This is a genomic window from Dyadobacter ginsengisoli DSM 21015, assembly GCF_059568735.1.
The window spans coordinates 164,022-189,549 of record NZ_JCANTY010000001.1 but is presented as its reverse complement, the minus strand read 5'-3'; the positions used below and the strand labels follow the sequence as shown (position 1 = coordinate 189,549).

General features: G+C 48.5%; 17 protein-coding genes. 7 read left to right on the top strand and 10 right to left on the bottom strand.

The window, feature by feature from the left end; genetic code table 11:
* Positions 1–272 precede the first annotated feature (272 nt).
* Complete coding sequence (locus BP71_RS00605) at positions 273–4,397, top strand: hybrid sensor histidine kinase/response regulator transcription factor (RefSeq protein ID WP_496375504.1); 4,125 nt, start codon at positions 273–275, stop codon at positions 4,395–4,397.
* A gap of 107 nt (positions 4,398–4,504) precedes the next feature.
* Here BP71_RS00605 and BP71_RS00600 read toward each other — a convergent pair whose 3' ends face one another.
* From BP71_RS00600 to BP71_RS00590, 3 genes are all read right to left on the bottom strand, one after another.
* Complete coding sequence (locus BP71_RS00600) at positions 4,505–6,748, bottom strand: histidine kinase dimerization/phosphoacceptor domain -containing protein (RefSeq protein WP_496375502.1); 2,244 nt, start codon at positions 6,746–6,748, stop codon at positions 4,505–4,507.
* Between the two features lie 329 nt (positions 6,749–7,077).
* Positions 7,078–7,428 (bottom strand): YciI family protein, encoded by a 351-nt coding sequence (locus BP71_RS00595; RefSeq protein ID WP_496375500.1) that lies wholly within the window; start codon positions 7,426–7,428, stop codon positions 7,078–7,080.
* Between the two features lie 91 nt (positions 7,429–7,519).
* Positions 7,520–7,702, bottom strand: coding sequence for a hypothetical protein (locus BP71_RS00590; protein WP_496375498.1), 183 nt, complete (start codon positions 7,700–7,702; stop codon positions 7,520–7,522).
* A gap of 702 nt (positions 7,703–8,404) precedes the next feature.
* Here BP71_RS00590 and BP71_RS00585 point away from each other — a divergent pair.
* Positions 8,405–10,450: a sigma 54-interacting transcriptional regulator gene (locus tag BP71_RS00585; RefSeq protein WP_496375496.1), complete on the top strand. Its 2,046-nt coding sequence runs from the start codon at positions 8,405–8,407 to the stop codon at positions 10,448–10,450.
* Between the two features lie 42 nt (positions 10,451–10,492).
* Entirely contained in the window at positions 10,493–12,889 is a 2,397-nt protein-coding gene (locus tag BP71_RS00580; RefSeq protein WP_496375494.1) for a histidine kinase dimerization/phosphoacceptor domain -containing protein, read from the top strand.
* Positions 12,890–12,914: 25 nt separating this feature from the next.
* Here the strand turns inward: BP71_RS00580 and BP71_RS00575 are convergent, their stop codons facing one another.
* Positions 12,915–15,071, bottom strand: coding sequence for a sensor histidine kinase (locus tag BP71_RS00575; protein WP_496375492.1), 2,157 nt, complete (start codon positions 15,069–15,071; stop codon positions 12,915–12,917).
* 380 nt (positions 15,072–15,451) lie between these two features.
* Complete coding sequence (locus BP71_RS00570) at positions 15,452–16,423, bottom strand: methyltransferase domain-containing protein (protein ID WP_496375490.1); 972 nt, start codon at positions 16,421–16,423, stop codon at positions 15,452–15,454.
* A gap of 177 nt (positions 16,424–16,600) precedes the next feature.
* Between BP71_RS00570 and BP71_RS00565 the strand changes: the two genes are divergently transcribed.
* Both BP71_RS00565 and BP71_RS00560 read left to right on the top strand, forming a co-directional pair.
* Positions 16,601–17,422, top strand: coding sequence for an AraC family transcriptional regulator (locus BP71_RS00565; protein ID WP_496375488.1), 822 nt, complete (start codon positions 16,601–16,603; stop codon positions 17,420–17,422).
* Positions 17,423–17,491: 69 nt separating this feature from the next.
* Positions 17,492–17,986 carry a VOC family protein gene (locus BP71_RS00560; protein WP_496375486.1) on the top strand — a complete coding sequence of 165 codons (495 nt, stop codon included), beginning with the start codon at positions 17,492–17,494 and terminating at the stop codon, positions 17,984–17,986.
* Positions 17,987–18,120: 134 nt separating this feature from the next.
* Here BP71_RS00560 and BP71_RS00555 read toward each other — a convergent pair whose 3' ends face one another.
* Complete coding sequence (locus BP71_RS00555; protein ID WP_496375485.1) at positions 18,121–20,298, bottom strand: T9SS type A sorting domain-containing protein; 2,178 nt, start codon at positions 20,296–20,298, stop codon at positions 18,121–18,123.
* Positions 20,299–20,696: 398 nt separating this feature from the next.
* Between BP71_RS00555 and BP71_RS00550 the strand changes: the two genes are divergently transcribed.
* Together BP71_RS00550 and BP71_RS00545 are read left to right on the top strand one after the other, a co-directional pair.
* Positions 20,697–20,954 carry a hypothetical protein gene (locus BP71_RS00550; RefSeq protein WP_496375483.1) on the top strand — a complete coding sequence of 86 codons (258 nt, stop codon included), beginning with the start codon at positions 20,697–20,699 and terminating at the stop codon, positions 20,952–20,954.
* Positions 20,955–20,984: 30 nt separating this feature from the next.
* A complete protein-coding gene (locus tag BP71_RS00545; RefSeq protein ID WP_496375481.1) occupies positions 20,985–21,185 on the top strand; it encodes a hypothetical protein in 201 nt (66 codons plus the stop codon).
* 105 nt (positions 21,186–21,290) lie between these two features.
* Here the strand turns inward: BP71_RS00545 and BP71_RS00540 are convergent, their stop codons facing one another.
* The 4 genes from BP71_RS00540 to BP71_RS00525 all read right to left on the bottom strand — a co-directional run bounded on the left by BP71_RS00540 (position 21,291) and on the right by BP71_RS00525 (position 25,434).
* Entirely contained in the window at positions 21,291–21,698 is a 408-nt protein-coding gene (locus BP71_RS00540; RefSeq protein WP_496375479.1) for a globin domain-containing protein, read from the bottom strand.
* A gap of 100 nt (positions 21,699–21,798) precedes the next feature.
* Positions 21,799–23,571, bottom strand: coding sequence for a tetratricopeptide repeat protein (locus BP71_RS00535; protein WP_496375477.1), 1,773 nt, complete (start codon positions 23,569–23,571; stop codon positions 21,799–21,801).
* A 400-nt stretch (positions 23,572–23,971) separates the two neighbouring features.
* Positions 23,972–24,571 (bottom strand): DUF6134 family protein, encoded by a 600-nt coding sequence (locus BP71_RS00530; RefSeq protein WP_496375475.1) that lies wholly within the window; start codon positions 24,569–24,571, stop codon positions 23,972–23,974.
* Positions 24,572–24,603: 32 nt separating this feature from the next.
* The gene (locus tag BP71_RS00525; RefSeq protein ID WP_496375473.1) at positions 24,604–25,434 is read right to left on the bottom strand and encodes a sterol desaturase family protein; all 831 of its coding nucleotides are present in this window, start codon (positions 25,432–25,434) and stop codon (positions 24,604–24,606) included.
* Positions 25,435–25,528 lie beyond the last annotated feature (94 nt).

Genomic DNA, 25,528 nt, shown 5'->3' with positions numbered 1-25,528 from the left:
GGAGTATCGGGGCAAACCCGGCTCCCGAATATGGCCGCCGGCAAAATCAGCATAACTTTCCGGAGATTATATTTAAATAATTGTTGACAAAAGTAGTACAGCCCACAGGTCGGCCGTGAGCACATTTGTTCAAATTATGGACACAAATGTTTAAAATCTCGCCAAAAAAGACGGATTCGGAGACAAAGTTGTACTAAACAGATCCTCTTAACGGAATGAAGTGCATTTCTGTCGTCTTATAAAAAAACACCATCGCCATCCCCAGGTCAGCCTTGAAACAGCCCCCAACGCTTCTCCTATTAAAGATCTGCCTGCTGGTGGTACTGACCAGCGCAGGCAGGATGGTTGACGCCCAAGGCGAGCCGCCCAGGTTTACGGCGATCACGTCCATGGACGGGCTATCGTCCAACACGGTCACGGCGATTCTGAAAGATCGCTACGGCCTGCTCTGGTTCGCCACCGACGACGGTCTCAATAAATTCGATGGTACGGGTTTCACTGTATACCGGCATCATAAAAATGACTCCACCTCCCTGAAGTCGAACGACATCTCCGCGCTCTGTGAAGACCGCGCCGGTCGCATATGGGTGGGCACCATCATCGGCTCGCTGCATGTATACGACCGCAGGAAGGATTCATTTTGGAGGATCAAAACCCACCATAGTATCAATTCGATCTGTGAAAATGAAAAGGGGAAAATGTGGATTGGCACAACGCAGGGCCTCATTATCATGGATCCCGAAACACAGGTTGCCACTAAATTCGCTCCCAGCCACCGCATACCTGCACAGGTAGCTGAAAAACACATACATAGGGTATTCCGTGATCACAATGGGCGAATGTGGATCGGTACCAGTGATGGCCTTTTCAGGTTTTTAAACGATCAAAACCGTTTTGTGCCCGTCGATTACCTGGGTGGAGAAGCTGGTAAGGAGGGCAGCAGTTTCATAACGGCGATTGCCGAAGACAGTACGGGGCGGATCTGGATCGGTACGCAGAATGGCCTGCATATGCTTTCGGCAGAAGGAAAGCTGATACAGAGTTTCCACTATGAGCGCCAAAACATTCAGTCGATCAGCAGCAATATGATTTTCGCGATCGGAGCACAACGCCGTGGCGAACTGTGGGTTTGTACCGACGGGGGACTGAACATCATGGATACCCGCACAGGCCGGATTGCCCGCCATGCGCCCGACCCGCGGACGCAGTTCAGCATAACGAACAAGTCTATACGCAGCATACTGATCGACCCGGCAGGCATCTGCTGGCTCGGAACCTACAAAGGAGGTATCAACAAATATGACCGGAACCTGACGTTATTCGGCCTGAAACGATGCGATCCTTACGATCCATACGGCCTCAATGCGCCATTTGTAACATCTTTTGCCGAACACACCAACGGCGATATTTTCGTCGGAACCGACGACGGCGGGGTAAACCTCTACCACCGCAAGACTAACCTTTTCAGCAAATTCCCCATTAATCCGAACAACAAGGCAGCTTCGTCGGGCCTGGCAGTCCTGTCGCTGGCCTTCGCCGCCCCCGATGCGCTGTGGATCGGGACTTTTCAGGACGGGCTTTTCCGGCTTGATCCCTCGACGGGCCGGTACGAGCAATTCACGCAGAGCCGGGAACCCACTTCGCTGGGCAACAACAACATTTTTGCCCTTCACCAAGACAAAAAGGGAAGGCTGTGGATCGGCACAAACGGAGGAGGTGTTAACATTTTTCACCCCGATACCCGACAATTTGAAAGACTATTCAGTCCCGGCACCACCCTTCGCAAGCGCATTATACCCCTGAACGCATATATCCGCGACATTATAGAAGACCGGCATGGGAAATTCTGGATCGCCTCCCACGGCACAGGAATCGCTGTTTTCGATTCCGAAAAACGCGTATCCGTCCTGCTGGACAAAGAAAATGCCGCCTTGCCGAGCAACAATGTGCTCTCCCTGCTCGAAGACAGCCACGGTAACATCTGGGCGGGTACCGGCGGTGAGGGCCTCGCATTGTTCAACCCGGAAAAGCAGGCATTCACGACTTATGGAATGAAGGAAGGGCTTTCGAGCGGAATGATCAATAAGGTATTGGAAGATGCGCAGGGACGCATTTGGGTGAGCACTAACGACGGTATCAGCTTTTTCGATGTACATAAAAAGAAATTCACCAACTATACCGCATATAACGGACTGCAAAACAACACTTTCGCATTGGGTGCGGGCCTGCGTACGTCCGACGACATGCTCTTTTTCGGCGGCATTGCCGGTTTCAATTATTTTGACACCCGGAGCCTGAAAAAGAACCTGAGCCGGACGCCGGTTATCCTGAAAGACCTGAAAGTAGGAAACCGGACGATCACTTCCGCCGATTCCAACATGATCGACGCCGACATTACCATTGCCAAATCGATCCGGCTGGATTACAAGCAGAATTTCTCACTGGGATATGCGGCCCTGAACTACACCAATCCGAAACAGACTACTTACCGTTACCGGCTTGTAGGGCTGCAAAATGAGTGGCAACAGGCCGGACCGGCTACGACGGCCAGCTACACCAACCTCAGCCCAGGGGAATACCGTTTCGAGGTGCAGGCCAGCAGTGACGATGCTGACTGGGGCTCCATGCCCGCATCGATCGCGGTCATTGTAAAACCACCTTTCTATCTCACAACCTACGCCTACATTTTCTATGTGCTGGCGCCCATTATGGTCGTATTTCTGATGCGCCGACGTGGTATCCGCAGATTGAACCGGAAATTCAGGGAAGAGCAGGCCCGCAGGGAAAACGAGCGGGCGCAAGAACTCGACAGGCTGAAAATCAAGTTCCTCACCAACCTCAGTCACGAATTCCGTACACCTATTTCCCTCATCCTCGCACCCGTTGAGAACCTGCTCAGCCATGAGTCATCACATCAGCCGCAGATCATGTCCATCCGGCGCAATGCCAAACGACTGCTCAACCTCGTAGACCAGCTCCTGGATTTCAGAAACTTACAGGATCAGGAATTGAAGGCAGATTTGCAAAAGAACGACATCGTCCCCTTCATCCGCGAGGCCTGCGATTTGTTCAGCGACCTGTCGCAGCGAAAGCGTATCCGTTTTATTTTCGACAGTGCCATTGAACATTTGCTGATCGATTTCGATGCCGACAAAATGGAACGGATCCTTTTCAACCTGCTTTCCAACGCCTTCAAGTTCACGCCCGAGGGCGGCGAAGTGGCACTTCGACTGAGCTATGGCACTGACCATTCGCAGGAAAACCAGCTTTATATCAACGTCTCCGATACAGGCATCGGAATTTCCCCGGAACATCATGACAAGATCTTCGATCGTTTCTTTCAGGATGAAGCCGACACGACGATCCTCAACCAGGGCAGCGGAATCGGCTTGTCGATCGTCAGGGAATTTGTGCAGATGCATGGTGGCTTTATTACCGTGAGTAGTGCCCCGGGCAAGGGAAGCGTTTTTACAGTCGGGCTGCCCTGCAAAGCAATGGCTTTCAACCCCGTCGAAATTACTCCCCCCGCTCCATTTGCCGATTTCGTCCAGCCGCAAATCGCCATCACTCCGGCAGAAAAAACGGTTCAGGCAGATCAGGATGAAACATCTAAGGTCCTGATCGTTGAAGACAATGCGGAGTTCAGGCATTATCTCAAAGAAAACCTGGACGCGCACTATCGCGTACTGGAAGCCTGCAACGGCAAGGAAGGCTGGCAAAAAGTGTTGAGCCATCATCCGGACCTGATCGTGAGCGATATTGCGATGCCGGAAATGGACGGGATCAACCTCAGCCAAAAGATCAAATCGGATAAAAGGACCAGCCACATTCCGATCATACTCCTCACGGCATCGAGCGGCGAGGAGCAACAGCTTAAAGGACTTAATTCTGGTGCAAACGATTACCTTACCAAACCCTTTAACTTTGAAATACTGCATGTCAAAATCAACAACCTGCTGCTCCTGAACCGGCTTCTCAAGAATGTGTATTCCAGGCAAATCCAGGTCTCCGGAGGCCACGCGGAGGTTGAATCCAGTGATGTCAGGCTGCTCAGGGATATTCTCTCCTACATCGACGACAACCTGAACTCGACGCAGCTCAGCGTCGAGAAGCTGGCCAAGCACGTCGGAATGAGCCGGGGAACACTGTATACCCGGGTGCTGGAAATAAGCGGACAAACGCCGATCGAGTTTATACGCTCGATCAAGCTGGAAAAAGCGGCCCTGCTGCTTGAAAAAAGTGACATGAACGTCTCGCAGATATCCTACACGGCTGGTTTTGCCACACCCAATTATTTCACAAAATCTTTCAAAGCCAAATTCAACATGCTGCCGTCGGAGTATAAAACCATGAAGCGAAAGCCTCTTCCGCCAGTAAAAGCTGAACCTGCCGGATAACCAGGCGCAGGTTCACTGCAGCCCGCCGACATCGGACCTATACGCACGGACCTTCCAAGGTATTCGTTGCTGTCATCCAGGGATTTGTCCGGGATATTTCGTAGCGCTCAGGCGTCGGGTTTCTCCGGCCTCAAAACCAGGCGAACAGTGGTGCCTTGTTTGCTTTCAATCGTAAGATCGGCGTCGATGTCATCGCTCAACCCAGCCATCAACTTCATCCCCAGAGAGTTTATATTCCGTCGATCCAAATCTTCGGGCAGTCCAATACCATTGTCGGATATGGATAAATAAATTTGACCATCCGCTTGTCTTTTCATGGAAATAACAATTCGTCCCTCATTTTGATCGGGGAATGCATATTTCAATGCATTGGTAATGGCCTCGTTTAAAATAAGTGCCAAAGGAATAGCCTTAGCAACTTTCAGCTCGACCGTTTCGAGATTCAATTCGAAACGGATCGATTTATCCGCAACCAAGCTATCCTGAAGATATTCCACCAGCTCTTTCAGATACAGGTTCATTTTAACAATCCTTACATCATCCGACTGATAAAGTTTCTGATGGATCAATGACATCGCGAAAACACGCCTCTGGCTGTTTCTGATCACCGTGACCACGCTCTGGCCGGGATGGGCAAGCTGCATTTCGAGCAACCCCATCACAGTCTGAAGATTGTTTTTTACGCGGTGATGCACCTCTTTCAAAAGCCATTCCTTTTCTTCAACCAGGCTGAGGAGAGCGCTGTTTTTTTGACTGATATCGATTTGCTGCTGGGTAAGCCGTTCGTTGCTTCGCTGTTTGATGCGGTATTGGTTATAAATGAGCCCGGAAAGTAAAAGAAGCATAAACGCCCCTCCTATCGTAACATTTCTTTCCAGCTCTTTTTGGCGGATGCTGGCCTGCTGGATTACGTTTTGCCTGTTGAGCAGCGCTAGTTTCTGTTCTTTTTCCTTACTGTCATACTGGATCTGCAAAGTCGCGATCTTGCTGCTTTTGGCCTCATTAAAAATCGAATCGCTCAACAATTTGAATTGCTGCTGATGCCTTATAGCGCTCAGATAATTCCCTTGCGCCGAGTCTACTTTAAAGAGCATTGCATGGAGCTGGGACACAAGCCGCACCGTGCCATTTCTGTGATTGATCGTCAGCGCCTCACCCAGATAGTACCTCGACTTATTATATTCCTTCATGGTCAAATAGTAATTACCTATGTCCCGGTAAAGGTCCACAAAGTCGATCTCTTCGTTCTTCACTTTTTTCAGCAACGAAATGATAACCAGATAGCTCTTTTCGGCAGACCGGTAATCTTTTAAGCCCATGTAACAATGTCCATAGGTTTTGGCCACCGTTAGCCTAGAAAATATGTTCTTCGGGGGATTCTTTTTAACAAGGTCATGATAAAACACCAGCCCTTCCCTGGCCCGGCCCAGGTTCACCATACCTCTGCAAATCCCATTCCCTGTACTAAGCACCATCATCGTTTCATTCTGACGGGCAAAATAAGCCAGCGCTTTTTCAAGATATCGTATCCCCGGCTCCCATTGGTTCAGATCATAATAAGCGGTGGCCAGTTTTGAATAAAAAAAACCCAGGGCCGTCGTGTCCCTGGCCGCTTTCGCACTTTCAATAGCAGCATGTCCATATTTTATCGATTCCTGGTAATTACCCAGGCAGTTATTTACTTCGGTCAACATATTGTAGGTCAAATGCAAGGGACCGTTTATGGAGCGGAACAGCGCCAGGACATCCACAAACTCACGAAGTGACTGTGTGTAATTTCCCTGCACATAATGTACGTTGGCGATCCGGCCCAGCATATCGATTTGCGACTCCTTATCACCGGCTTTTTCAAAGAAAGCCATTGCCTGCTGATAGCACCTGATTTTATCGATCAGCCCTTCTTTGCTTTGCGTGTAGGTTTCTCCCAAATAAAACCAGGCTATGCCGGAAAGCAGCGTTTCCTTTCCGGCTGCACTTAAAGCGATCGCCTTTTGGGTAATCCTCACGCCACGTGCATGCTCGCCGGTCTCCGAAAATAAAATCCCCCAGGTCATCAGGGTCATTATTTGTCCTTTTTTATAGTTCAACCGGTTACTCAGAGCCAATGCGGAAACAAGATGAGTGCTTGCACTATCCATATCGGCTTTGTCCTCACCAGGTTTATAAATGTAAAAAGTGGAAAGCTTCAACAGCAGAATCACACGATTTGTATCGGCCCTGCTCTGCGGAATTGCGAGAACCGCACTGTCAGCAAAAGCCCTGGAAAGACGGGGAAAAAGAAATGATGCTTTTACTTTAAAACCGCAAGCAAACATCAACAGTAAGGTAGCGACATAGCGATATCTGTTCATGAAATAGCAGATAAAAGTATAATTGGTCTGATCAGCAAAGACGCATATTCCCCCTTTATACCTTGTAAAGCCTGTTAAATAGCAAATTCTAATAAAGAGTCATATGGTGTCCAAACTTGCTTTCGCCAGCCTAATTATCTGCTTTTCAAAAACGTTACAGCTCCAAATTGATCAATGGGTATCGTGTGAGTCCCGAAACTTTATGTTCAGGTCTTTGTCAATAAAGCATGTTTGATACAGGCCCGATCAACTGTCCGGGCTCCATCAAACGCCCCGTACCACTACAATTCGGACTGCCTTCACAGAATTGTTGAAGGCAGTCCGGCACCTTATCGCGCGGGCAGCATCGCCATGCGTACTTCCACAGTAGCGCCATATTGGATGATCGGACACCCTTTGGCGATCTCGACCGCCTCGTCGTAATCGTTTGCCCTGATCAGAAACAGACCGCCTATGGATTCTTTGACCTCCGCATAAGGTCCGTTTTTGACCACGTTACCCTGTTTTACAAAACGGCCGTCCAAATCCCAGCGCTTGGGTGTATCAACCAACTTGTTCTGGGCTGCAATGCCGGCTATCCAGTCCTGATAAGGTTTCGCGGCCGATTTCATTTCTTCCGGAGATGGATTGGCATCTTTGCTTGTAAGGTCCCGATGGATTGTCAACAGGAATTCGTTCATCTTTGTTTTGATTAAATTGATTGAATAGATTATTGATTGAGCGGTCTCCGTGGACAGACGGCCTCCACCTGATAGCTTCCCCGGAAAGAGATCAGGTATTGTCAGGCGCGTAAAAGGGTTGATCAGCCAGCCTGATCGCATCGTCGAGAAACTCGCTTCCTTCATTCGTATTCGCCTGATGGTCATGTCCGACGATTTTCGGAACGCGATCATCCGATGGATTGCGATCTTCGTTTTTCAGATCCGCATCGATCATATGTGAGAAAATATGCATGTCGCCGAAATTTTAAGGTGAATGAATAGACAACCGAACGCATTCTTCTATACGTCAACATAATGCGTTGTAAACCCTCTCGAAAATCGATGACCGGCACCTTTGCCGGCTCCACTTCGGCATAGTTGACGACGAATGGTTTGGATTTTGTAGGTGCTTTCATATGCATAGCTTAATTTACGGTAGAATAAGCTGGGATTACTACGGAAGAATCAAAGCACGTGCCAAGTCAGCTCAATCGTAAAAAAAGGCTGTTTTTGCTCCTAAATGCCCTTCCCCAGATAAAATGGCGCTCACAAACGAATCGTATTAATCCAAATCGAGGAGGAAATCCAAAATATTGGACGAATGATATTCTTCGCAATCAAATCATACCGTAAACGACGCCGGCGGGGCGTTATCTGGAGATATCCAAAAAACTGGAGTTATTGCCATCGTCCGTAGTCGTCGGCCTGTATGATCGGGCCGACTACCCTGCGGAAAGCTCATATGATACGTCAGAATTACAGAGAAAACATGATATATTTATAATAGGTGCACTTAACAAAAAATGTAACACACAGTAAATTAGCCCCTTACCGACAGGTTCCGATCGCTTTACCAACCTGTCAGTCAGCTGGTACCAATAAGTGAGAAAAAAGGTACAGTTCTTTTTAAAAATGAAATCAGTCGTTACCTCGAAAACTCTAGCCATTTTAAACAATGCAGTCAACATCCAGCCCTTCAATCAATTCTTCTTCCTATAAGATCCTAATAGTGGAAGACGAATATATCATTGCCAACAATCTTGAAATTATACTAAGTAATGCTGGCTATACCGTGCTGGGAGCTGCAAATTCAGTGGCCAGGGCACTGGCCCTGATCGGGCAGCAACGTCCCGATATGGTTTTACTGGATATCTATCTCAAGGGAAATGAAACGGGTATCGACCTGGCCAAACAACTGGAAGAAATCGACATTCCGTTTATCTATATTTCCGCTAATGATAGTCAGAGTGTACTCGAAGCGGTCAAAGCTACGCGGCCAAGCGGTTATATCGTCAAACCTTTCCGTGAAAAAGATATCCTCACAGCGCTGGAAATCGGCCGATACCGGCATTCGCACAGCGTCGAAGTGAAGTTGCGGGAAGAAAAAGCGCTGCAGATTGCACTTACCGACGCCCTGTCGGACCAGGGAACCTGGGAGAGCAGGCTGCTGACAACCGCCCAACTGTTGCAAAAACATATTCCTTTCGATTTTTTAACCGTCAGACACCAACGTTCGCTTGCAACACAGGATTTCAATTTTTACAGGGTAGGATTTGAGGAATACCAAGTGCTGAGCGTCCAGGATATTCAGCAAATGACAAATTCGAAGAGCACTCCACCATTGCTTTCGCCGGAGAAGCACCTTCCAAAAGGGCCCGGACGTTACTCCGAAAAAGAGATGGGTACTTTGTTCCTGACAGACCCATCAGTGCAGCTGCTGGCCAAAACGTTCCGGTTGCAATCGGCGCTGACAATGCCTTTCAGCCTCCGAAATGGTGAGCGGTTCACCATTTATTTTTTAAGCCGAAATCCTGAAACCTACATGGCCTCGCACCAGGCTCTGCTGGAGCGGCTTGAACAACCCCTGCTGTTAACCCTTGAGCGGGTAATGGCCTACGAAGAAGTAGCCCGCCTCAGCGAAAAGCTGCAACAGGAAAATTCCTATTTGCAGGAGGAGGTAAAGACCTTCGCTAATTTTGATGAGATCATAGGGAAAAGCGAAAGTCTGTTGCATGTGTTTAAACTGGTTACCCAGGTGGCCCCGACCGATACGACGGTACTGGTGATGGGCGAGAGCGGCACAGGAAAAGAACTGATTGCCAGGGCTATCCATAACCAATCGTCCCGCAAGGGGAAGATCCTGGTCAAGATTAACTGTGCAACACTCCCCGCCAGTCTGATCGAATCAGAGTTATTCGGCCATGAGAAAGGCGCTTTCACGGGAGCGATAGAAAAGCGGATCGGCAAATTCGAGCTGGCTCACGGGGGGACCATATTCCTGGATGAGATCGGCGAGTTGCCGCTGGAACTGCAGGCGAAATTACTGCGTGTCCTGCAAGAGAAGGAAATCGAGCGTATTGGAGGGAAAACGTCGATAAAAACAGACGTACGCGTGATAGCTGCAACGAACCGGGACCTGGAAGTGGAAGTAGCCGAAGGCCGTTTCCGTATGGATCTTTTTTTCAGGCTGGCAACATTTCCGCTTACCTTGCCTCCGCTGCGTGAGCGCAAGGAGGATATTGGGCTCCTCGCTCATTTCTTTGCCCGAAAGCTAACCCGAAAACAGGGAAAACCATTTCTGGGGTTCGGCGACATGGTCCTTCCCGAGTTAAACAACTACACCTGGCCCGGAAATATCCGTGAATTGGAAAATGTCATTGAACAGGCTGTCATTCTAAACAACGGACAAGCGCCGCTGGCATTGGGCAGGCCCCTTCAAAAGCGTTTGTTTTCGCGCAATGCCGCGCTTAACCAGCCTGAACATGGCAAAGTCTACGAACAGGCAGCGCTTGGCTCACCAAAGGATTTGTCCGAAATGAAAAAGATGCAGCGGGTAACCGAACGGGAATACATCCTATCCATTCTGAATCAGACCAAGGGGCGCATCCGTGGTGCCGGTGGCGCCGCAGAGCTATTGAATCTGAGGCCAACGACGCTCGAATATCGTATGGAAAAAATGGGTATCCGCAAGATGCTGACAGTTCAATCTCCTGATTCCTAACAATATCTGAAGGCCACAACGGTAAACTTCGTGAAACTTACCATGCGTCACCCTGGATCGGTCCGTTTCTTTTTTCTGGTAGCATGGCTTGGCTTTTGGGCCACCCCAACGGAGGCACAATTCATCCCGATTTCTGACACATCCAGGCTGACCAATGACCCGGCGTTCGGCGCGCCCGATACCAGTCGTATCAGGCAGCTGCTGGAACTCGGCAAGAAAAAGCTGCGGCCAACCTATACCCAGAATGCCAACCGGGATAGCGCAATTATTTTTTTCCGACAGGCAGAAACGATCAGCAGCACGATTGGCAATCAAAAATGGCTGGAAGAGAGCCGGTGTCTGATTGGCATAGCCTATTTGCTAAGTAACAACTGGCCGAAGGGGAAAGGCTACTTTATGAAAGTCATCCAGGAGCGGCAAATGCGAGGTGACAAAGCCGGAGAAATCAGGGCATTGCTTAGGATGGCTACCACGATGTTTTGCGACGACTGCCGGGAAAACAGGGCCGCTTTGGAAAGAGCCCTGGCCCTCTCCCGCCAGATCGGCGACCAATCCCTGGAGATGCTTATCCTGATGGAAATGGGTTATGAGGATTTCCAGTTGAATGGAGGTGATACCCAAGAGGCTGAACGCAAAGCTTTACAAGTGCTGGCCATTCAAAAGCAGATCGGTTCCCTGCCGTTGACCCGGGCTTACCATGCGCTGGCAGCAGAAAGTGTTTATAAAATGCCGGGCGAGTATGGCTATTTATCCAATGCCTACTATTTTTTGTCCGATTTAAGCCAGGCCAAAGGCGATCTGAATCAAAAACTGTTCTACATCCTTGAAGTCGTTAAGAATGCAGAGAATAGCGGTCAGGTGGATGAGCTGGACTACGCCTATTATCGGTTGGGAAACGCTTATTATGAGTTAGGACAATTCGATAAAAGCATTATCTACTATCAGAAATCCCTAATGTTTAGCCGTCAAAGGGGCATATTCCTGGTCCAGATGGGGTTAGCCAACCGGATGGTCGTCACCATGCTCAGACAAGGAAAGCCGCGGGAAGCTTTGCGGTTTTTGCAGGACGTTGTGCGTAAGGACCTGCCGTATACCTATGAGGATAATCTGCTTGTGGCCCAATCCTTCGGAGCATGTTACAATGCCCTGAAACAATATAAGCTGGCCGAATTATATTACCTCAGAAGCGTCGTATGGAGTAAAGAGATCACGTCCGGGTTTCAATATACCGCCTGGCGAAAAATCAGCCAGTTTTACGTAGCCCTTGGTCAGTATGAAAAGGCTGATCCGTACCTGAACAGGTTACTGGCAGCTCCTCCCAAAAAGATCATTCCGAGTCATCAAATAGAAATTCACTGGATGCGCTTCAAAGTGGATTCGGCCCAACATAATTATCTGCCAGCCATTACACACTACCAGAAATACAAGGCATTGAATGATTCGATTTTCAACGAGAAAAAAAGCAGGCAAATTAGTCAGCTGAGCATTCAATACGAAACCGGGAAAAAAGATCTGGACCTTAAACTGAAACAACAAGCCATCCAACTTTTAACGGAGAAGAGTTTACTTCAGCAAAATCAATTGCAACAGGCTACTAATACACGGAACGGTATCTTCGCGGGAGCCATTCTGCTGATCCTGCTGCTGGGTTTGGGCTTCAAAGGCTATCAGGTAAAAAAACACATCAACCGCTTGCTAGAAGCAAAACAAATCGAAATCAACCGTAAAAATCACTCCCTGGAACTGATTGTCGAGGAGAAAGACCATTTGCTGATCGATAGGGAACAACTGCTGATGGATAAGGACAATCTCCTGGAAGAACGGGAATGGATGTTAAAGGAAATGCACCACCGGGTTAAGAATAACTTGCAGATCATCACTAGCCTGTTACACTCACAGGGATCTTTTCTCAAAGATAAAGAAGCTTTTGCCGCCATTCGGGAAAGCCAGAACCGGGTACATGCGATGGCATTGATTCACCAGAAGCTCTATCAGACCGATCGGCTGTCCAGCATTCCAATGGTCGATTATATTCAGGAAATCGTTGATTATCTGATCAATTCATTTGACCGGGCAGATATCCACAGAAAGATTACCGTCGCTCCGGTCGACCTGGACATCGCGTATGCCGTTCCCCTCGGACTGATTCTGAATGAAGCCGTGACAAACTCGTTAAAATATGCTTTCCCCGAGGGGCGCCCGGGTACTTTGCGTATTGAATTGACGGAAGAAGAAAGTAAAACCTTCCGGCTTATACTCAGCGATGACGGGATCGGGTTTCCGGCCGATTTAAATCCCAAACAGAGCCGTACGCTTGGTATGAGCCTGATTCGCGGATTGAGTGAGCAAATCGACGGCACTTTGAATATCAGCCAGCACAATGGGGTACAAATCAGTCTGACCTTTTTCGAAGATAAGTCGGCCCGCGTCCCTGCCTGAACAGCATTCGCAGGAGAAAAATAAACTAGCCTGGCAGTTCCACGAAGAAGGTGGTTCCTGCGCCGTTTACCGACTCAAACCAGATTTTCCCTTCGTGTGCCTCGACAATTTGCCTGCAAATCGACAGTCCGATACCAAAGGATTGTTCACCCGCAGTCCCTACTCTTCTGGCGTCGTTGGAAGGAAGGAAAATCTGTGCTTTGAGGTCTTCCGGAATCCCGATTCCCTTATCCTTGATAGTCAGCAGCGTTGTGTCCGGGCGTTTCCGGAGATCCACCAGAATGGAGCTTTCCGTTGGAGAAAACTTAATTGCATTACTCAGTAAATTGGAAAATATACGCCAGATCTTTTCCCTGTCAACAGGCACCATTGCCTGCTCATAATCATAATGGATGGTCTGTTGCTTTTCCTTTGCTTTGTAACTCAGCATGTCAATGCAGGAGCGGACTATCTCTGCTAAGTCTTCCTCACTTTTGATAATCCTTTTCCTGTCCGGGCTCGACTGCAGTATTTGTCCGATCAATCCGAATGCCAGCCGCCCCGACTGCTGAATCGCGTCGACGATCATGGCCTGTTCATCGGACGGCACCTGATCCCAGAAAAGCATATCCGAGCCCGAGATCATCGCGGCGATCGGATTCCTTAAATCGTGCGCAACGATCTGCAACACCTCTTCTTTTTCAACTTCGGCTTGTTCCAGGGCATTGACGGTGTCCTGAAGAGCGACATTGCTTTGCGTGATGACACCGTTCAGTTTTGTTACAGCACGCAGGTTAGCGATATTCTTTTTCGCATTACGCCAGATCAGGTATATGATGATACCCATAGCAATGGATATCAGCAGGGCAAATTTGAGGATTAAGTCTTCCCGGACATCTTTTTCGGCCGCCAGCTCTATTTCATGCTCACGCTGGATCTGTTGCAGCAGCTGCCCGACATTACTTTTGTTTTCTGCATTTTTCTTTAATTTCCTGGCACTTTCTGTTTCAAGGTCAGCCAGTAACAATTTCCCGGCCTCTTCAAATTCCCCGCGTCCGAACAAAATATAAGCCTGCAATCTTTGGTATAAACTGATTGTCACTGCGTCATTTGCGGCAACGGGCAAACGCCTTAGCGTATCCAGCTGTTCCTGGGCTTTGGCGTACTCCTGGGTATCAATGTATATTTGAGTCAGTATCTGACGGGATTCTTTCTCCACGTCAATAGACCAATCAATATCCGGGTCGTGTGCGAGGCATTTTTTTATCAGTTTTTCAGCCATACGCTGATCCCCTTTTAAAGCATAAGCTTCCGCCTGATTTCTTAAAATGACAATTCGTGAAAACCTGATAAAGTTTTGCTCACGTGGAAATCGGCTGGCAACGCGGCTGATGAATTGATTCGCCTGATTAAAGTAACTAAGCGCCTTGTCCGGTTCATTCAGGCGCAGGTAGGCAGTTCCAATATTCCGCATGCTTCCCTGCTTCTCAATAAATTCCAGCTGAAAATTATCCGCCTCTCTGCATTCAGACAGTTCGGTCAGCTCCTGCTTCCAATATTCAATAGCCTGGTAATAATTTTCCTCCTTGAAAGAAATGTTTGCGATCCTGCTGCTATACCGTGCACATTCGCAGATTTCGCCGAGCGATGTCAAAAATGATTTCCCCTTGTAATAGTTTCGGTATGCCAGATAATATTCCTTTTGCTTTAACAGATCGTCCCCTTTTAAAAGCAATGCTTTGGAATAGTCGGCCGGGTTCTCCTCGCGGACTTGCGCGGATGCGAACAGTCCAAGAAGACTGTCGGTATAAGTGAGTGCGTTATGAGCCATCGTGGAGTCGCGGTGACTCAATACCTTCATGAATTTGTAATAGGCAATGCTATCGTGGATGTTCCTTTTTTTGAGGTTAGCCATGAGCGAATCAAGCAGGGTGATCGTCTTTCGGATACCTATTTTTCGCGAGTTGCGGTCGAGGCTGTCGATCTCTGTTTTTAATTGTGCATGCTGGTCGCTTTTTTGCGACTTGCTGCATCCCATGAAGCTTCCTGTTAAAACCAGGAAAATCAGAATAATCCTACATTGAAAAGAAGATAGCAAAAGGTGGGTTAGGGTATTCATTGCTTTCAGATCGGTTTCCCGCTGGTCGAAAACCGATGGCACAGAAAGGCCCGGAAAGAATAAAACAGGTAAAGCGTGTTTCATAAACCGTTCAAGAGCAATCTGATATCTCACAAGAGCACAATTAGATAATATGTCTAATAGTGACATAGAAAATATTCGCAACAATATACGTGTTTATCCTACAAAAATACTTTTTTACTTTTTTGAAACCATAGGCCCGATCGTATGTAAGCACCAACACCCCGCATGGCGATTCCACTCGACTTTAACCCATCAAAAGATACCAGTTTTCCCTTCTACTCACTACCGGTTATTTTCTTCAACACCAACAATCACGGCGCGGAAACTGGCCCGCTTATCAACACAAATGTCGTTCAGAGAGACAATACTCTGAACGACACCTTACATGATGAAAACCTTATAATGGCGCCTGACACGCCGTGTGTTGTTATTTTCGGTAGCTACAAAGCCTCCGAATCGTAGGAATTATAGCTGATGCCCTCGAATGGACTGCCGTCCTTGCTGACGATGTAGATATCCTGCAAACCGGAGCTGACCCGACGGTAGCGGGTGTAATTTTCCTTCCCGATACCTAATTCTGCGAAGCAATCGCTTATAAAGCGCTCGCTCACAAAGGTTGTTCCATAAAACGCGGCATTTTGAATGCTGTCCGCAACCACGCTATCGGTATCTTCACTTGCCGTAACATACATGAAATCCCGGTCTGATTGTTGCAATGAAGCGTCGTGCACGGTAAAGACGAGTATCCCGTCAGGTGCCAGGCAACCCCAAAGCTGTTTCAACCACCTGCGAAAAAGATCTTCGGGCAAATGGCTGAACAGCGAGGCTACAAAAATGAACCTGAACTGTATTGCAGGACGAAATTCTTCCGGGGCAAATGAAGATTCGATGCCATTTACCCCAAATCTTTCGACCTGAAAATCAACTCCCTGCCGTTTGATATCTGCCGTATAAATGTCGTGCGGGGGCAGCACGTGTACCAAATGCCGTTCCAATGTTCCGTATCCCGAGGCAAAGTCCAGGAATGGGCGGGCTTGCTGCGTCCAACGCGGTCCCCATTTCTTTTCGGCCGTTTTAGTAACAATATCCAGCAGACTCGCGCCCCTGACCAGATACGCGCGTACAGCCGCATCGATCGGGAAGCCATTGTTGATAAAATGCAGGACCATCATATCGTTCTTGGAAATGCCCGCATCGAGGCATTCCGGGAGACCGAGCACCTTTTTGATCCTGTCGATTTCACGGAGCGTACTTTCATGAAGCACCCATTGATCGGGATAGATGTCCTGGATCCGTTGTTCAAGAAAATGCAGTTTGTGATTCGTCTCTTTGTGCAGAGCCATTTGTGAAATGATGTATTTGACCGGCGGGCCAAATGTCAGCATTACTATTTTCTTCAAAATCCGTTTCATGGCGGGTATTTTTTAGTTGAACAGAATAGCGTAGTATATTAAGGGGTCATTCAGCCCTATACAAAGGACACAGGAACTCGTCGCGGGCGTGGCGTTTGTAACACGTCCTGATCAGAACTTATCCTGTTTGATACCAGCGCCTGATTTTCGTACTGTTTAATAATTTCACAACGCTTCATGAACTACGAAACCTTTCCACCCCATCCGGATCTGAGCTCATTTGTAAAATGCTATTGGACTTTGGAGGTCCCAGCCCAAAACGACACCCCCAAACAACGCATTTTACCCGACGGATGTATTGAGCTGTTCTTTATTCTTGGAGACAATGTAAGGCGCTATACATCCGAAAACGAGTTTATCATCCAACCCCGCGAAATGGTGCTTGGCCAAATTACCGAGCCCTACTTTATTCAACCCACCGGTTATGTAAACTGCTTCGCCGTACGCTTTTACCCTTACGGTTTTGCCAATTTCGTTTCCGTTCCGATCGCTCAACTGAACAATAATGAAACGGCTCTTGAACAGTTATTTGGAACAGAAACGTCCGGGCGCCTGAGCGGGAAAATCATAAGCGCCCGAGATACCGCGCAACGAATCCAGATAATGGAAGGTTTTTTGCTGGAAAGAATGAAAAACAAAGCAACAATCGACCAGGTAGTGAAATCGACTGTTGAAGCCTTGCTTTCGGCAAAGGGAAGCATATCGATCCATTCGGTTCTGAAAGCCGATTTATCAAAAAGGAGGCAAATGGAACGCAAATTTTCAAGGCTGATCGGGATAAGCCCGAAGCAACTTGCCAAGATGATCAGGTTACAAGCCGTGCTGAAAATGTTGCTTTCCAAGCAGTCCGGTGATTTGACAAACATTGCTTACGAGCGTGAATATCACGACCAGGCCCACTTTATCAAAGACTTCCGGGAATTTACCGGCGCAAGTCCAAAGCATTTTATCGGTGACAGTACAATGGCCCTTTCTGCACTTCTGTATTCAGGAGAATAGTGTCGCAATTTTACAATTTCAAACGCAATGCCCGGTGTAGATTTGCATTGTACTTGTAAACAGGGAAACATGAAACGAACTGCAATGCGTGCGACAATCGTCCTGGCTCTTGGGCTCTCCGCCTGCTCCGATCAAAACAATTCCGGCTCCCGGGCAATGACGATTCAATCGCCTCCAAACAAAACATCCGGTAAAATGAAAAATCTGATTTCAATCGTAGAAATTCCAACCGGCTCTTTTCCAAGGGCAGTCAAATTTTATCAGTCGATTCTCGATGTCAGTATCGAAGAGTTCGACATGCAGGGAACGCAAATGGGCTTATTTCCCGGGGAAGAGGGCGCTGTGAGCGTGGCCTTAATTAATGGCACCGGCTACAAACCTTCCAAAGACGGTACCCTTGCTTATCTCAACGGGGGAGCAGACCTTCAAAAAGTACTAGACAAAATTGAACCCAGCGGCGGAAAGGTGATTGTACCGAAAACCGAAATCACACCTGAAATCGGTTTCTTCGCCATGTTTACAGATAGTGAAGGAAACAAGATGGGATTACACTCCCTCAAATAACCTGTAGTATGTTCCAAAACAAGCAACTCGCCGGCATGCAGCTGGAAGAACCGCTGGCCGGCGAGGAAGGAGCCCGAATGGGTAAAGAATAAAAGCGAGAAGAAACCAGCAATATTCCCTGCCCGCGTTTCACCTTATCGCTTTAAGATCTTCAATGTTTGCGTTTCTGTGGCCGTGCTGACCCGCAGCAGATACATTCCCGTTTGTTTTTGTGCCATCGGAATTGCTTCCTCGTATGCACCGGCTCCCACATGCACTACTTTATCCAGGACTGACCCACCCGAAACGTCCATCAGCTGTAACCTCACTTTATCGCCGGTCGCACCTTCGATCTTCACTGAAAACTGATCGGTCACAGGGTTCGGATAGGTTGACGCATTGAATGCAACTTTCGTGTTTTCTTCCTCGCCTGGCATCCTCGTGGCGATTTCGGTCATGCAGGTATCACAGGATTCCCGTGCCCCGGCAGGCGCAGGACTGGGAAAGTAGGTATCATCGTAGGCAAAAAGCAGATTCCCCCCGTTTCCTCCGACAATGTACCGTCCGTTGGCGTAAGTGATGGTGTTTAAATTGTCGTATGTATACGTCGGCGGAGTGTCCCATAATGCGTTGGGGACATATCTGTAAATCTTGCCACCTAACCCGGTGATGACAAATTTGTTGGAACCATAGACGACATCCGTATAGCCGACAAAGTCGACACCTGTGCTGGACGAAACAGTGGTCCATTGCAGACCGTTTGAAGAGGTTACCATGGTCCGGTTCGTCCCCACTGCTATCCATTTGCCATTTCCGTAAGCCACTCCTTTGAGGTTGTTTTTCGTTCCGGTGTAGCGATACATCCAGAAATTGCCGTCCGTTGAAGTAGCCAACACCCCAGCCGGGCCAACGAGTACAAACATCCCGTTCGCAAACGTGACGTTATTGTAGGAGTAAATGGCCGCAGAAGTCGATTTTGACCAGTATTTACCATATTTGGAATAAAGGATAAGGCCATTATCGCCGACTGCGACGAACTTTCCGTTACCATAAGCAATGCCACGAAGCGTTTTCCCGAATTCTACCTGGACGTAGCTCCATTTTTTGCCATTGGAAGAAGTTTGTATCAGCGCGTCGGCGCCAACTGCCACGAATAGCCCGTCTCCATACGCTACATCATGAATGAAACGTCCGCCGCCAATCAGATTCACCGTTTCCCCGACGGTAAAATCCGTACCGCCATATGAAACGACTGCAACACCCGTTTGTGCCGCAGTCGGTATAGCACTGCCAACGGATGCATTTCCTACGGCCACAAAATAGCCGTTACCATAGGCGGAACCGTTCAATTGCATGTTACGGTAGTCGGTCGCCGATGTCCAGCTTGTCCCGCTATTGTACGACGTCCGGATTGTTCCGTTGCTTCCGACGGTCACCAGGGAATTCTGTAAAAAACGTACACGGTAAAAAACTTGGTTGGAGTTGGTCGGTACAGGCGTATTTCCCCAATAGATACCGTCCGGAGAAGCGAGTGCGGTTTGCTTGTTGGAGCTCACGATCACAAACCGGCCATTGGCAGGATTGGAAGCGACGCCACTGAAGAACATGGTCTTGTCCGGGCCCGGCATGAGGTTCCAATCGATGCCTCCACCTGAATACAGGATCGTCCCGTAATCACCAACCGCCACAAAGCTTCCGTATTTGCCTGCCGTTACAGCTCTCAATTCTTTGTTAGTACCCGATCCCCTCGTAGCCCACGTCACGCCATTGTCATTCGAAGTCTTGATCACCCCATTCGACCCCACAGCCACAAACATACCGTTCATGAAAGTGACGTCATGCAGGTAATCCAGTCCATTTGGCCGTTGCGTCCAGTTTTCGCCATCCGTGGATGTCAGTATCGATCCGATTGAACCTACAACGACATAAGTTCCATTACCATAGGCGACGCTTTGCAAGGTGTTATTAGTCCCTGAAACCCGGCTGGTCCAGTATTTCCCATCCGGGGAAGTAACGATCACTCCCGGCCCGCCGACCGCAACGAACCGGTTGTTGGCATAAATAATGCTGGACAGTGTGCCGTATTCACTCAATTCAGTTTGCAGGGTTTCCCACGACGCGGCGTCCGTCGAAGTATAGATTTTGCTGTTGGCACCCACTGCTACATATTTGCCTGCTCCATAAGCCAGGTCGAAGAGTTGCTGCTGTGGCGTCAGATACTGGTGTACCCATTTGGTTTGGCCGTTTGCCGTGATAATTTTTAACAATAATAAAACCGCCGTCAGTGTGTGAATGAAATAATGGAACGGCCTGGTGGTAATGATTTTTTTCATGACTAATGATAAGTTTGGATATTGATTTGAATAAGGGGATTGCCCAATGTGCTTGCCGCCTCGGAGCTGCCAGCTGAACACACAGCAATGCGTGTTCCGGAAGGCAATGCAAACCTAGACCGGATAAATGCCCGCAGCAAATTCGGAGGGTGCACAAAAGGTCAACGACTTTGAAAATGGGCGTATACAAAAGGTGTACGTCGATAAAATACCCCTGACGACGGTGATGGCTTACTTGTCCGGACTTCGACACTTCAGTTTCTGCCGGGTTTGTCAGAGAATCAGGCTCGTACACCTTTTGTATACCCCAGAAAGTTGCCATCGTTTTCATTCCTCCCTACGTTTGTGTAACCTTTCACACGGTCCGCTACACAGGACTACGCAACCCGGGTCCATTCATGTCAACTTTAAAATTCATCACTTATTTCAACTGGATACTGATCGTCATATACGGATCATCGGTAGTATGGGCATTTCTGCAGGCCAATAATCCCAGCCACGAAATGCCGGGCGTCGAATGGATCATTAAAATCGTCGGCTTTTTACTTTTACTGGCAGTGATCGGGCTTAATGTCGCCCCCCACCTGTGGACAAAGATCGTCGCGCTCATACTTGTTTCCTTACTTCTGCTGGTCCTGCACTGGTTTGCAGATTAACAGGAGTATCACTTAATCACATTTTACACCATGAAAAATTTTGGAATTGCCTTTCTCGCCGGTTTAATCGGCTACGTGGTTTTAGCGGCCCTGAGCTATTACCTGATTGGAAAATTTTCTTCCAACAGCCACGACAGGGGTGTTGAAGCCAGTATGACCTGTATTTTTGTTTACGGACCGATCGGCTTCGTCCTGGCTTTTATCATCGGATATCTCTGGGCAAGAAGCTAGTTGACCGGTATTTGATCAGAATCAAAAAAAGGCTGCACCAATTAACTGGAACAGCCTTTTTGATTGAAACGGTATCGCAGTAACAAAGTGGGGGCCGAAATGGCATTATTGACGTGAAGCAGCAATCATGGAAGTCGCCCAAACATTGTAAAGCTCACTCCATGCCTGGCTGGCCTCTTCGTCCCACTGGTCTTCCAGACGCTGTTCCAGTACTTGCAGCAATGCTTTCCCTACCGTCGCATAATGCGCATCCCGGACGCCATATCCTGCGTGTCGGACGGCCATGGCATCGATGTCTTTCTGGATCCCGGCCATCGTTTGCAGACGGCTAACCATATACGTAATCATATCCGTCAGCTTCCTTACCTGCTGCTCCATGTCCCGCGGGAACATGGCCTGTAAGCTCGGATCGAGTTCGAACAGGGCCTCGTAGAACATTTCCCCTGTCGTTTCCGGCTGGGCAATGGCGTAGCTCCATGTCGTTTTGATGATCAATATTTTCCGGTCTGTCACTGTTTATTTGTTTATCAATGATGAAGAATATGCATGAACAAAGAGATCGATTTTAATCGGCAACCGCAAAAAATAGAGGTATACAAAAGGTAATCAGGTTTCAGATACCCATCAGATAGTCCAACAGATTACCTTCCTCGCCGAGTTTAAGCTTTTTCCGAAGCCTGTGCCGGGCCGTTTTGACGCTGTCGGGTGAGATGCTCAGCAGCCCGGCAGATTCCTTTAAGTTCAGGTTCAGCCTGATCAGTGCACAGAGCCGGAGTTCCCCCGCGCTCAGTTCCGGGTTCGCTTTTTTAAGTTTTGAAAAAAAATCAGGGTGAACTCCTTCGAAATAGGTTTTGAATTCGTCCCAGTCCTTATCCAGGTTGAAGCTGTAATCGATGAGGTTGATGAGCCTGCTGAAAAGAGGGGTATTTTCATCTCTCGGACCTGACTTCAATGCCTGAGAGACCGTCTGGCGGATATCTTCCAGGATGCCGTTCTTCTGAATCAGGTTCAAAGTATGGGTAGTCAGCGCTTTATTTCTGAATTCCAGTTCATTTTGAAGATGCTGTTCTTTTTCCAGGCTATTCCGGATTTCAATATCCGAAAGGGCTTTCTGGGCAACATACAGCTCCTTGTCTTTGGCTACTTTCAATCTTTGCCGGTTAAAAGCGAGGGCCACCAGCGTAAGTATCGCCGCCAACCCGACCATGATTGTATTCCGCGTCGCATCGCCAAGGTCCTTCTCTTTTTCCAGTAACTTGATTTCGGACTCCTTTCGCTCGTTTTCGTAATGCACCCGCAGGTTGGTCATCTTAATGGTACCCTCCTCATTGAAAAGCGAGTCCTTCAGAACACTTGCCGATTCCTGGAAACGAAATGCTTGCGCGAAGTTACCGGTCTGTCCGTAAACATGGGCCAGTCCCTCGTATGCCAGCTGTAATGCCGGCCGTATTCCATTGGCTTTAGCCAGTTCTTCCGCCCGGTGATAACTGGCAAGCGCTTTCTGATATTCATTGGTTTTGGAATAAACATGTCCCAATCCATTATAGGAGCTGACCATCGCCGGTTTGCGCTGAAATTCCTGATTAATCTCTAATGCCTTCTCATACTCCATGGCGGCGAGATCGTATCTAGCAGTCTGAAAATAGATTTCCCCGAGGTTATTATGGCAGATGATCTGGCCGTTTGTATCCTTAAACTGATCGAACAGCTCCAACCCTTTTTTCGCGCTGGCGAGCGCGACATCGTAGTTTTTTTTCCTGATGTAAATCGAAGCGATATTGATGTAAGAGCCTGCAAGCGACTTCTTATCACCCAATTTTATCCATATTGCCTGCGCCTGCTTGTAAAAGATCAGCGCTTCATCATAGTTTTTCTGGTTTTTATGGACATTACCAATGCTGTTGAGGATGTTAGAGCTGCGTTTCTGATCTTTGAGGGCCTGGAAAATAGCCAGGGCTTGCAGGTAATTGTCCAGCGCCTGGCCGTAATTCCCCTGTTCACCATAGACGATACCCGCACTCGCGATGGCCTTACCGATACCAATCCGGCTTTCAATGTCCCGTGAAATCCGCTCGCTTTTCGAATAATGTGCAAGTGCTTCGGGATACCTGTTTTTTTGCCAGAAATAAACGCCCAGCGCATATTCACCCTCCGCTTCGCCTTTTGGATATCCTATTTTTTTCGACATCGCCAGTACTTTTTCAGCATAAGCCAATGTCTTTTCAGGAGCAGTGCTCCACGACTCCATCGCGATCTCAAAAGTGAGGTTAACCCTCGTGGTGTCGGACCGCTCCCTGGCCAGGAGGTTTTCCAGGCTGTCGATTTTGGAAGATTGCGCAAAAACGGGTAATGTGACAACAAAGAGGAGGTAGAGTGGAATTTTCATCTAGACGTAACCGTCAAATCTGTTTAGGTTTCATGAATGTAACTGCAAGAACAAAAACAATTCAGCATTTACCTCCAGAAGATCAAAATCATTAGTTAACGTACCGATTGAGGCATTGCCCCCGCCCGGATCCAATCCCCACAATACCTCGGACAACCGGCAAAGCGAACTCATCTCCATGCGACATTGGTCGGGAGAGGCCGCCATCTCAGGTTGTCGCGCCGCACGGGTGATCGGGCAAGGTTAAGTCCTTTTTCAACCGTTAAAGCCAAACGGTAACTTTCCGCACGCTTTGTCAACGGCCCGTCCGAATAAAAGCAAAATGGCAAAGCAATGCGAACGCCGGTTGTTATACGCAACCGGCGTTCGCATTGCTGGATGTTTGCGTCTATTTCCCGAATCAGAGCGACCGTTGCTTTCTCACAATGCTAAGCCTCACCCCGGCGAGTTCCGGCACGACACGTACGCATTCGCCACGCACGTAACTGTAAATACTTTCCTTTCCATTGGGCAGCTGTACCCTATAACTGTCGTTATCGAGCTTTCTGACCCTGCACATCGCGCCGTATTTCTCGGAATAAACATCCTGTACCTGATTGGGCTCCTGGTAATAGAGACCTGTGATCGTGTGTGCAATGGGCGCCATTACCTCCCATTTGCGTGTTTCAGCACTTTTCTGTGCCTGATCGAAGCGATAATGCTTCGACGACAAACGGGTCGTGACGGTGTGCTCGCGCCGCTTGCCGTTGACCACCTGTTCGGTCAGCGAACTATGCAGTGCGCCATCGGCAAATTGGTTTTCACTCACAAAACTGCCGGAATAAAACGGTACGCTAAACTCTGCCTCGATTCGCTCCCGCAAACGTCCGCGCCCCTCCTGCTCCAAAACCATTACCGACCCAATGGAATGCCCGGCCAAAAGGACATCAAACATCGCGCGCTGAGCGCTGGCCCGGGTTAAGGCGAGAAGAAGGGCAACTGTGAATAGATGTTTTGTCATGGTGTCCGTTGGTTTTAAATGACTGAATGGACCTATTGGCTCAGCTCACTCCGTTCGTCTTTCGATTTGAACAGCGGATATCCCAGCTGCACATACCACGGTTCCTCGTGGTAGTCTTCGAGGCCAATGTGTTCTGAAAACTCGCGGGTGATTTTCGCGGTCCCGAAGAGCATGTCCCAGATAAAGAACATGTTGCCATAATTTCCGTTGATGACGCCAATGCCGTCGGCGTCGGTTGCAGCGTGGTGCGCATGATGTGTCGCAGGAGTGGATATGGTTCTTTCCAGTACCCACATCACCGGATGCAGCCATTTGATCGCATAGAGCGGCTTGTCCCATCGTACACTGGAATGGGCGGAGATACCGATCAGTGCTTTGAAAAAATAACCTACCAGGAATGCCTGGCCAAAACCGAGGAAGATCAGTATCGTAGAGACCATGCGGGGCGGGAACAACAGCAGGTATACCCACGAATTGCGACCGGTGAGAAAAACGCTCATTTCGGGCGCGCTGTGATGTACGCGGTGTCCCTTCCAAAGCCAGGTATAAGTGTGGGCCGCCCGGTGCCACCAGTATTGCGTAAAATCTTCGAGCAATGCCGTAACGATCACGGCAGCCCATAGCGGCACATCTTCGAATACATTGTAATAGTCCGCGAAAAAGAAGTTGAGGATATAAGCCGACAGCAGGAAACTGAGCGGCCTTGTGATCGTGCTGGACAGGAAAAGGCCCGCGAAGTTGATATACCACTCATTTTTCGACCATTTTTCACTTTTATAAAGACCGGTGAATGCTTCGGCAATGCTGATTACGGCAAAAAGAATGAGAATCTCGTAATAAATATGGCTGTCTGTAAATTTCATGTTGCAGGAAGTCAGGGTCGCCCCGTGCGGAGCGACAGTTGAAAAAAGGAAAATAATGGCGCTTTGCCCGGCCGGTCGGCGTGGGACAAGGAAG

What these genes read in the sequence shown, in the direction of transcription:
- BP71_RS00535 (WP_496375477.1), bottom strand. Translation starts at nt 23,571, where the DNA reads ATGAAAATTCCACTCTACCTCCTCTTTGTTGTCACATTACCCGTTTTT.
- BP71_RS00600 (WP_496375502.1), bottom strand. Translation starts at nt 6,748, where the DNA reads ATGAACAGATATCGCTATGTCGCTACCTTACTGTTGATGTTTGCTTGC.
- BP71_RS00570 (WP_496375490.1), bottom strand. Translation starts at nt 16,423, where the DNA reads ATGAAACGGATTTTGAAGAAAATAGTAATGCTGACATTTGGCCCGCCG.
- BP71_RS00575 (WP_496375492.1), bottom strand. Translation starts at nt 15,071, where the DNA reads ATGAAACACGCTTTACCTGTTTTATTCTTTCCGGGCCTTTCTGTGCCA.
- BP71_RS00545 (WP_496375481.1), top strand. Translation starts at nt 20,985, where the DNA reads ATGAAAAATTTTGGAATTGCCTTTCTCGCCGGTTTAATCGGCTACGTG.
- BP71_RS00550 (WP_496375483.1), top strand. Translation starts at nt 20,697, where the DNA reads ATGTCAACTTTAAAATTCATCACTTATTTCAACTGGATACTGATCGTC.
- BP71_RS00560 (WP_496375486.1), top strand. Translation starts at nt 17,492, where the DNA reads ATGAAACGAACTGCAATGCGTGCGACAATCGTCCTGGCTCTTGGGCTC.
- BP71_RS00565 (WP_496375488.1), top strand. Translation starts at nt 16,601, where the DNA reads ATGAACTACGAAACCTTTCCACCCCATCCGGATCTGAGCTCATTTGTA.
- BP71_RS00595 (WP_496375500.1), bottom strand. Translation starts at nt 7,428, where the DNA reads ATGAACGAATTCCTGTTGACAATCCATCGGGACCTTACAAGCAAAGAT.
- BP71_RS00580 (WP_496375494.1), top strand. Translation starts at nt 10,493, where the DNA reads ATGCGTCACCCTGGATCGGTCCGTTTCTTTTTTCTGGTAGCATGGCTT.
- BP71_RS00585 (WP_496375496.1), top strand. Translation starts at nt 8,405, where the DNA reads ATGCAGTCAACATCCAGCCCTTCAATCAATTCTTCTTCCTATAAGATC.
- BP71_RS00590 (WP_496375498.1), bottom strand. Translation starts at nt 7,702, where the DNA reads ATGCATATTTTCTCACATATGATCGATGCGGATCTGAAAAACGAAGAT.
- BP71_RS00525 (WP_496375473.1), bottom strand. Translation starts at nt 25,434, where the DNA reads ATGAAATTTACAGACAGCCATATTTATTACGAGATTCTCATTCTTTTT.
- BP71_RS00555 (WP_496375485.1), bottom strand. Translation starts at nt 20,298, where the DNA reads ATGAAAAAAATCATTACCACCAGGCCGTTCCATTATTTCATTCACACA.
- BP71_RS00530 (WP_496375475.1), bottom strand. Translation starts at nt 24,571, where the DNA reads ATGACAAAACATCTATTCACAGTTGCCCTTCTTCTCGCCTTAACCCGG.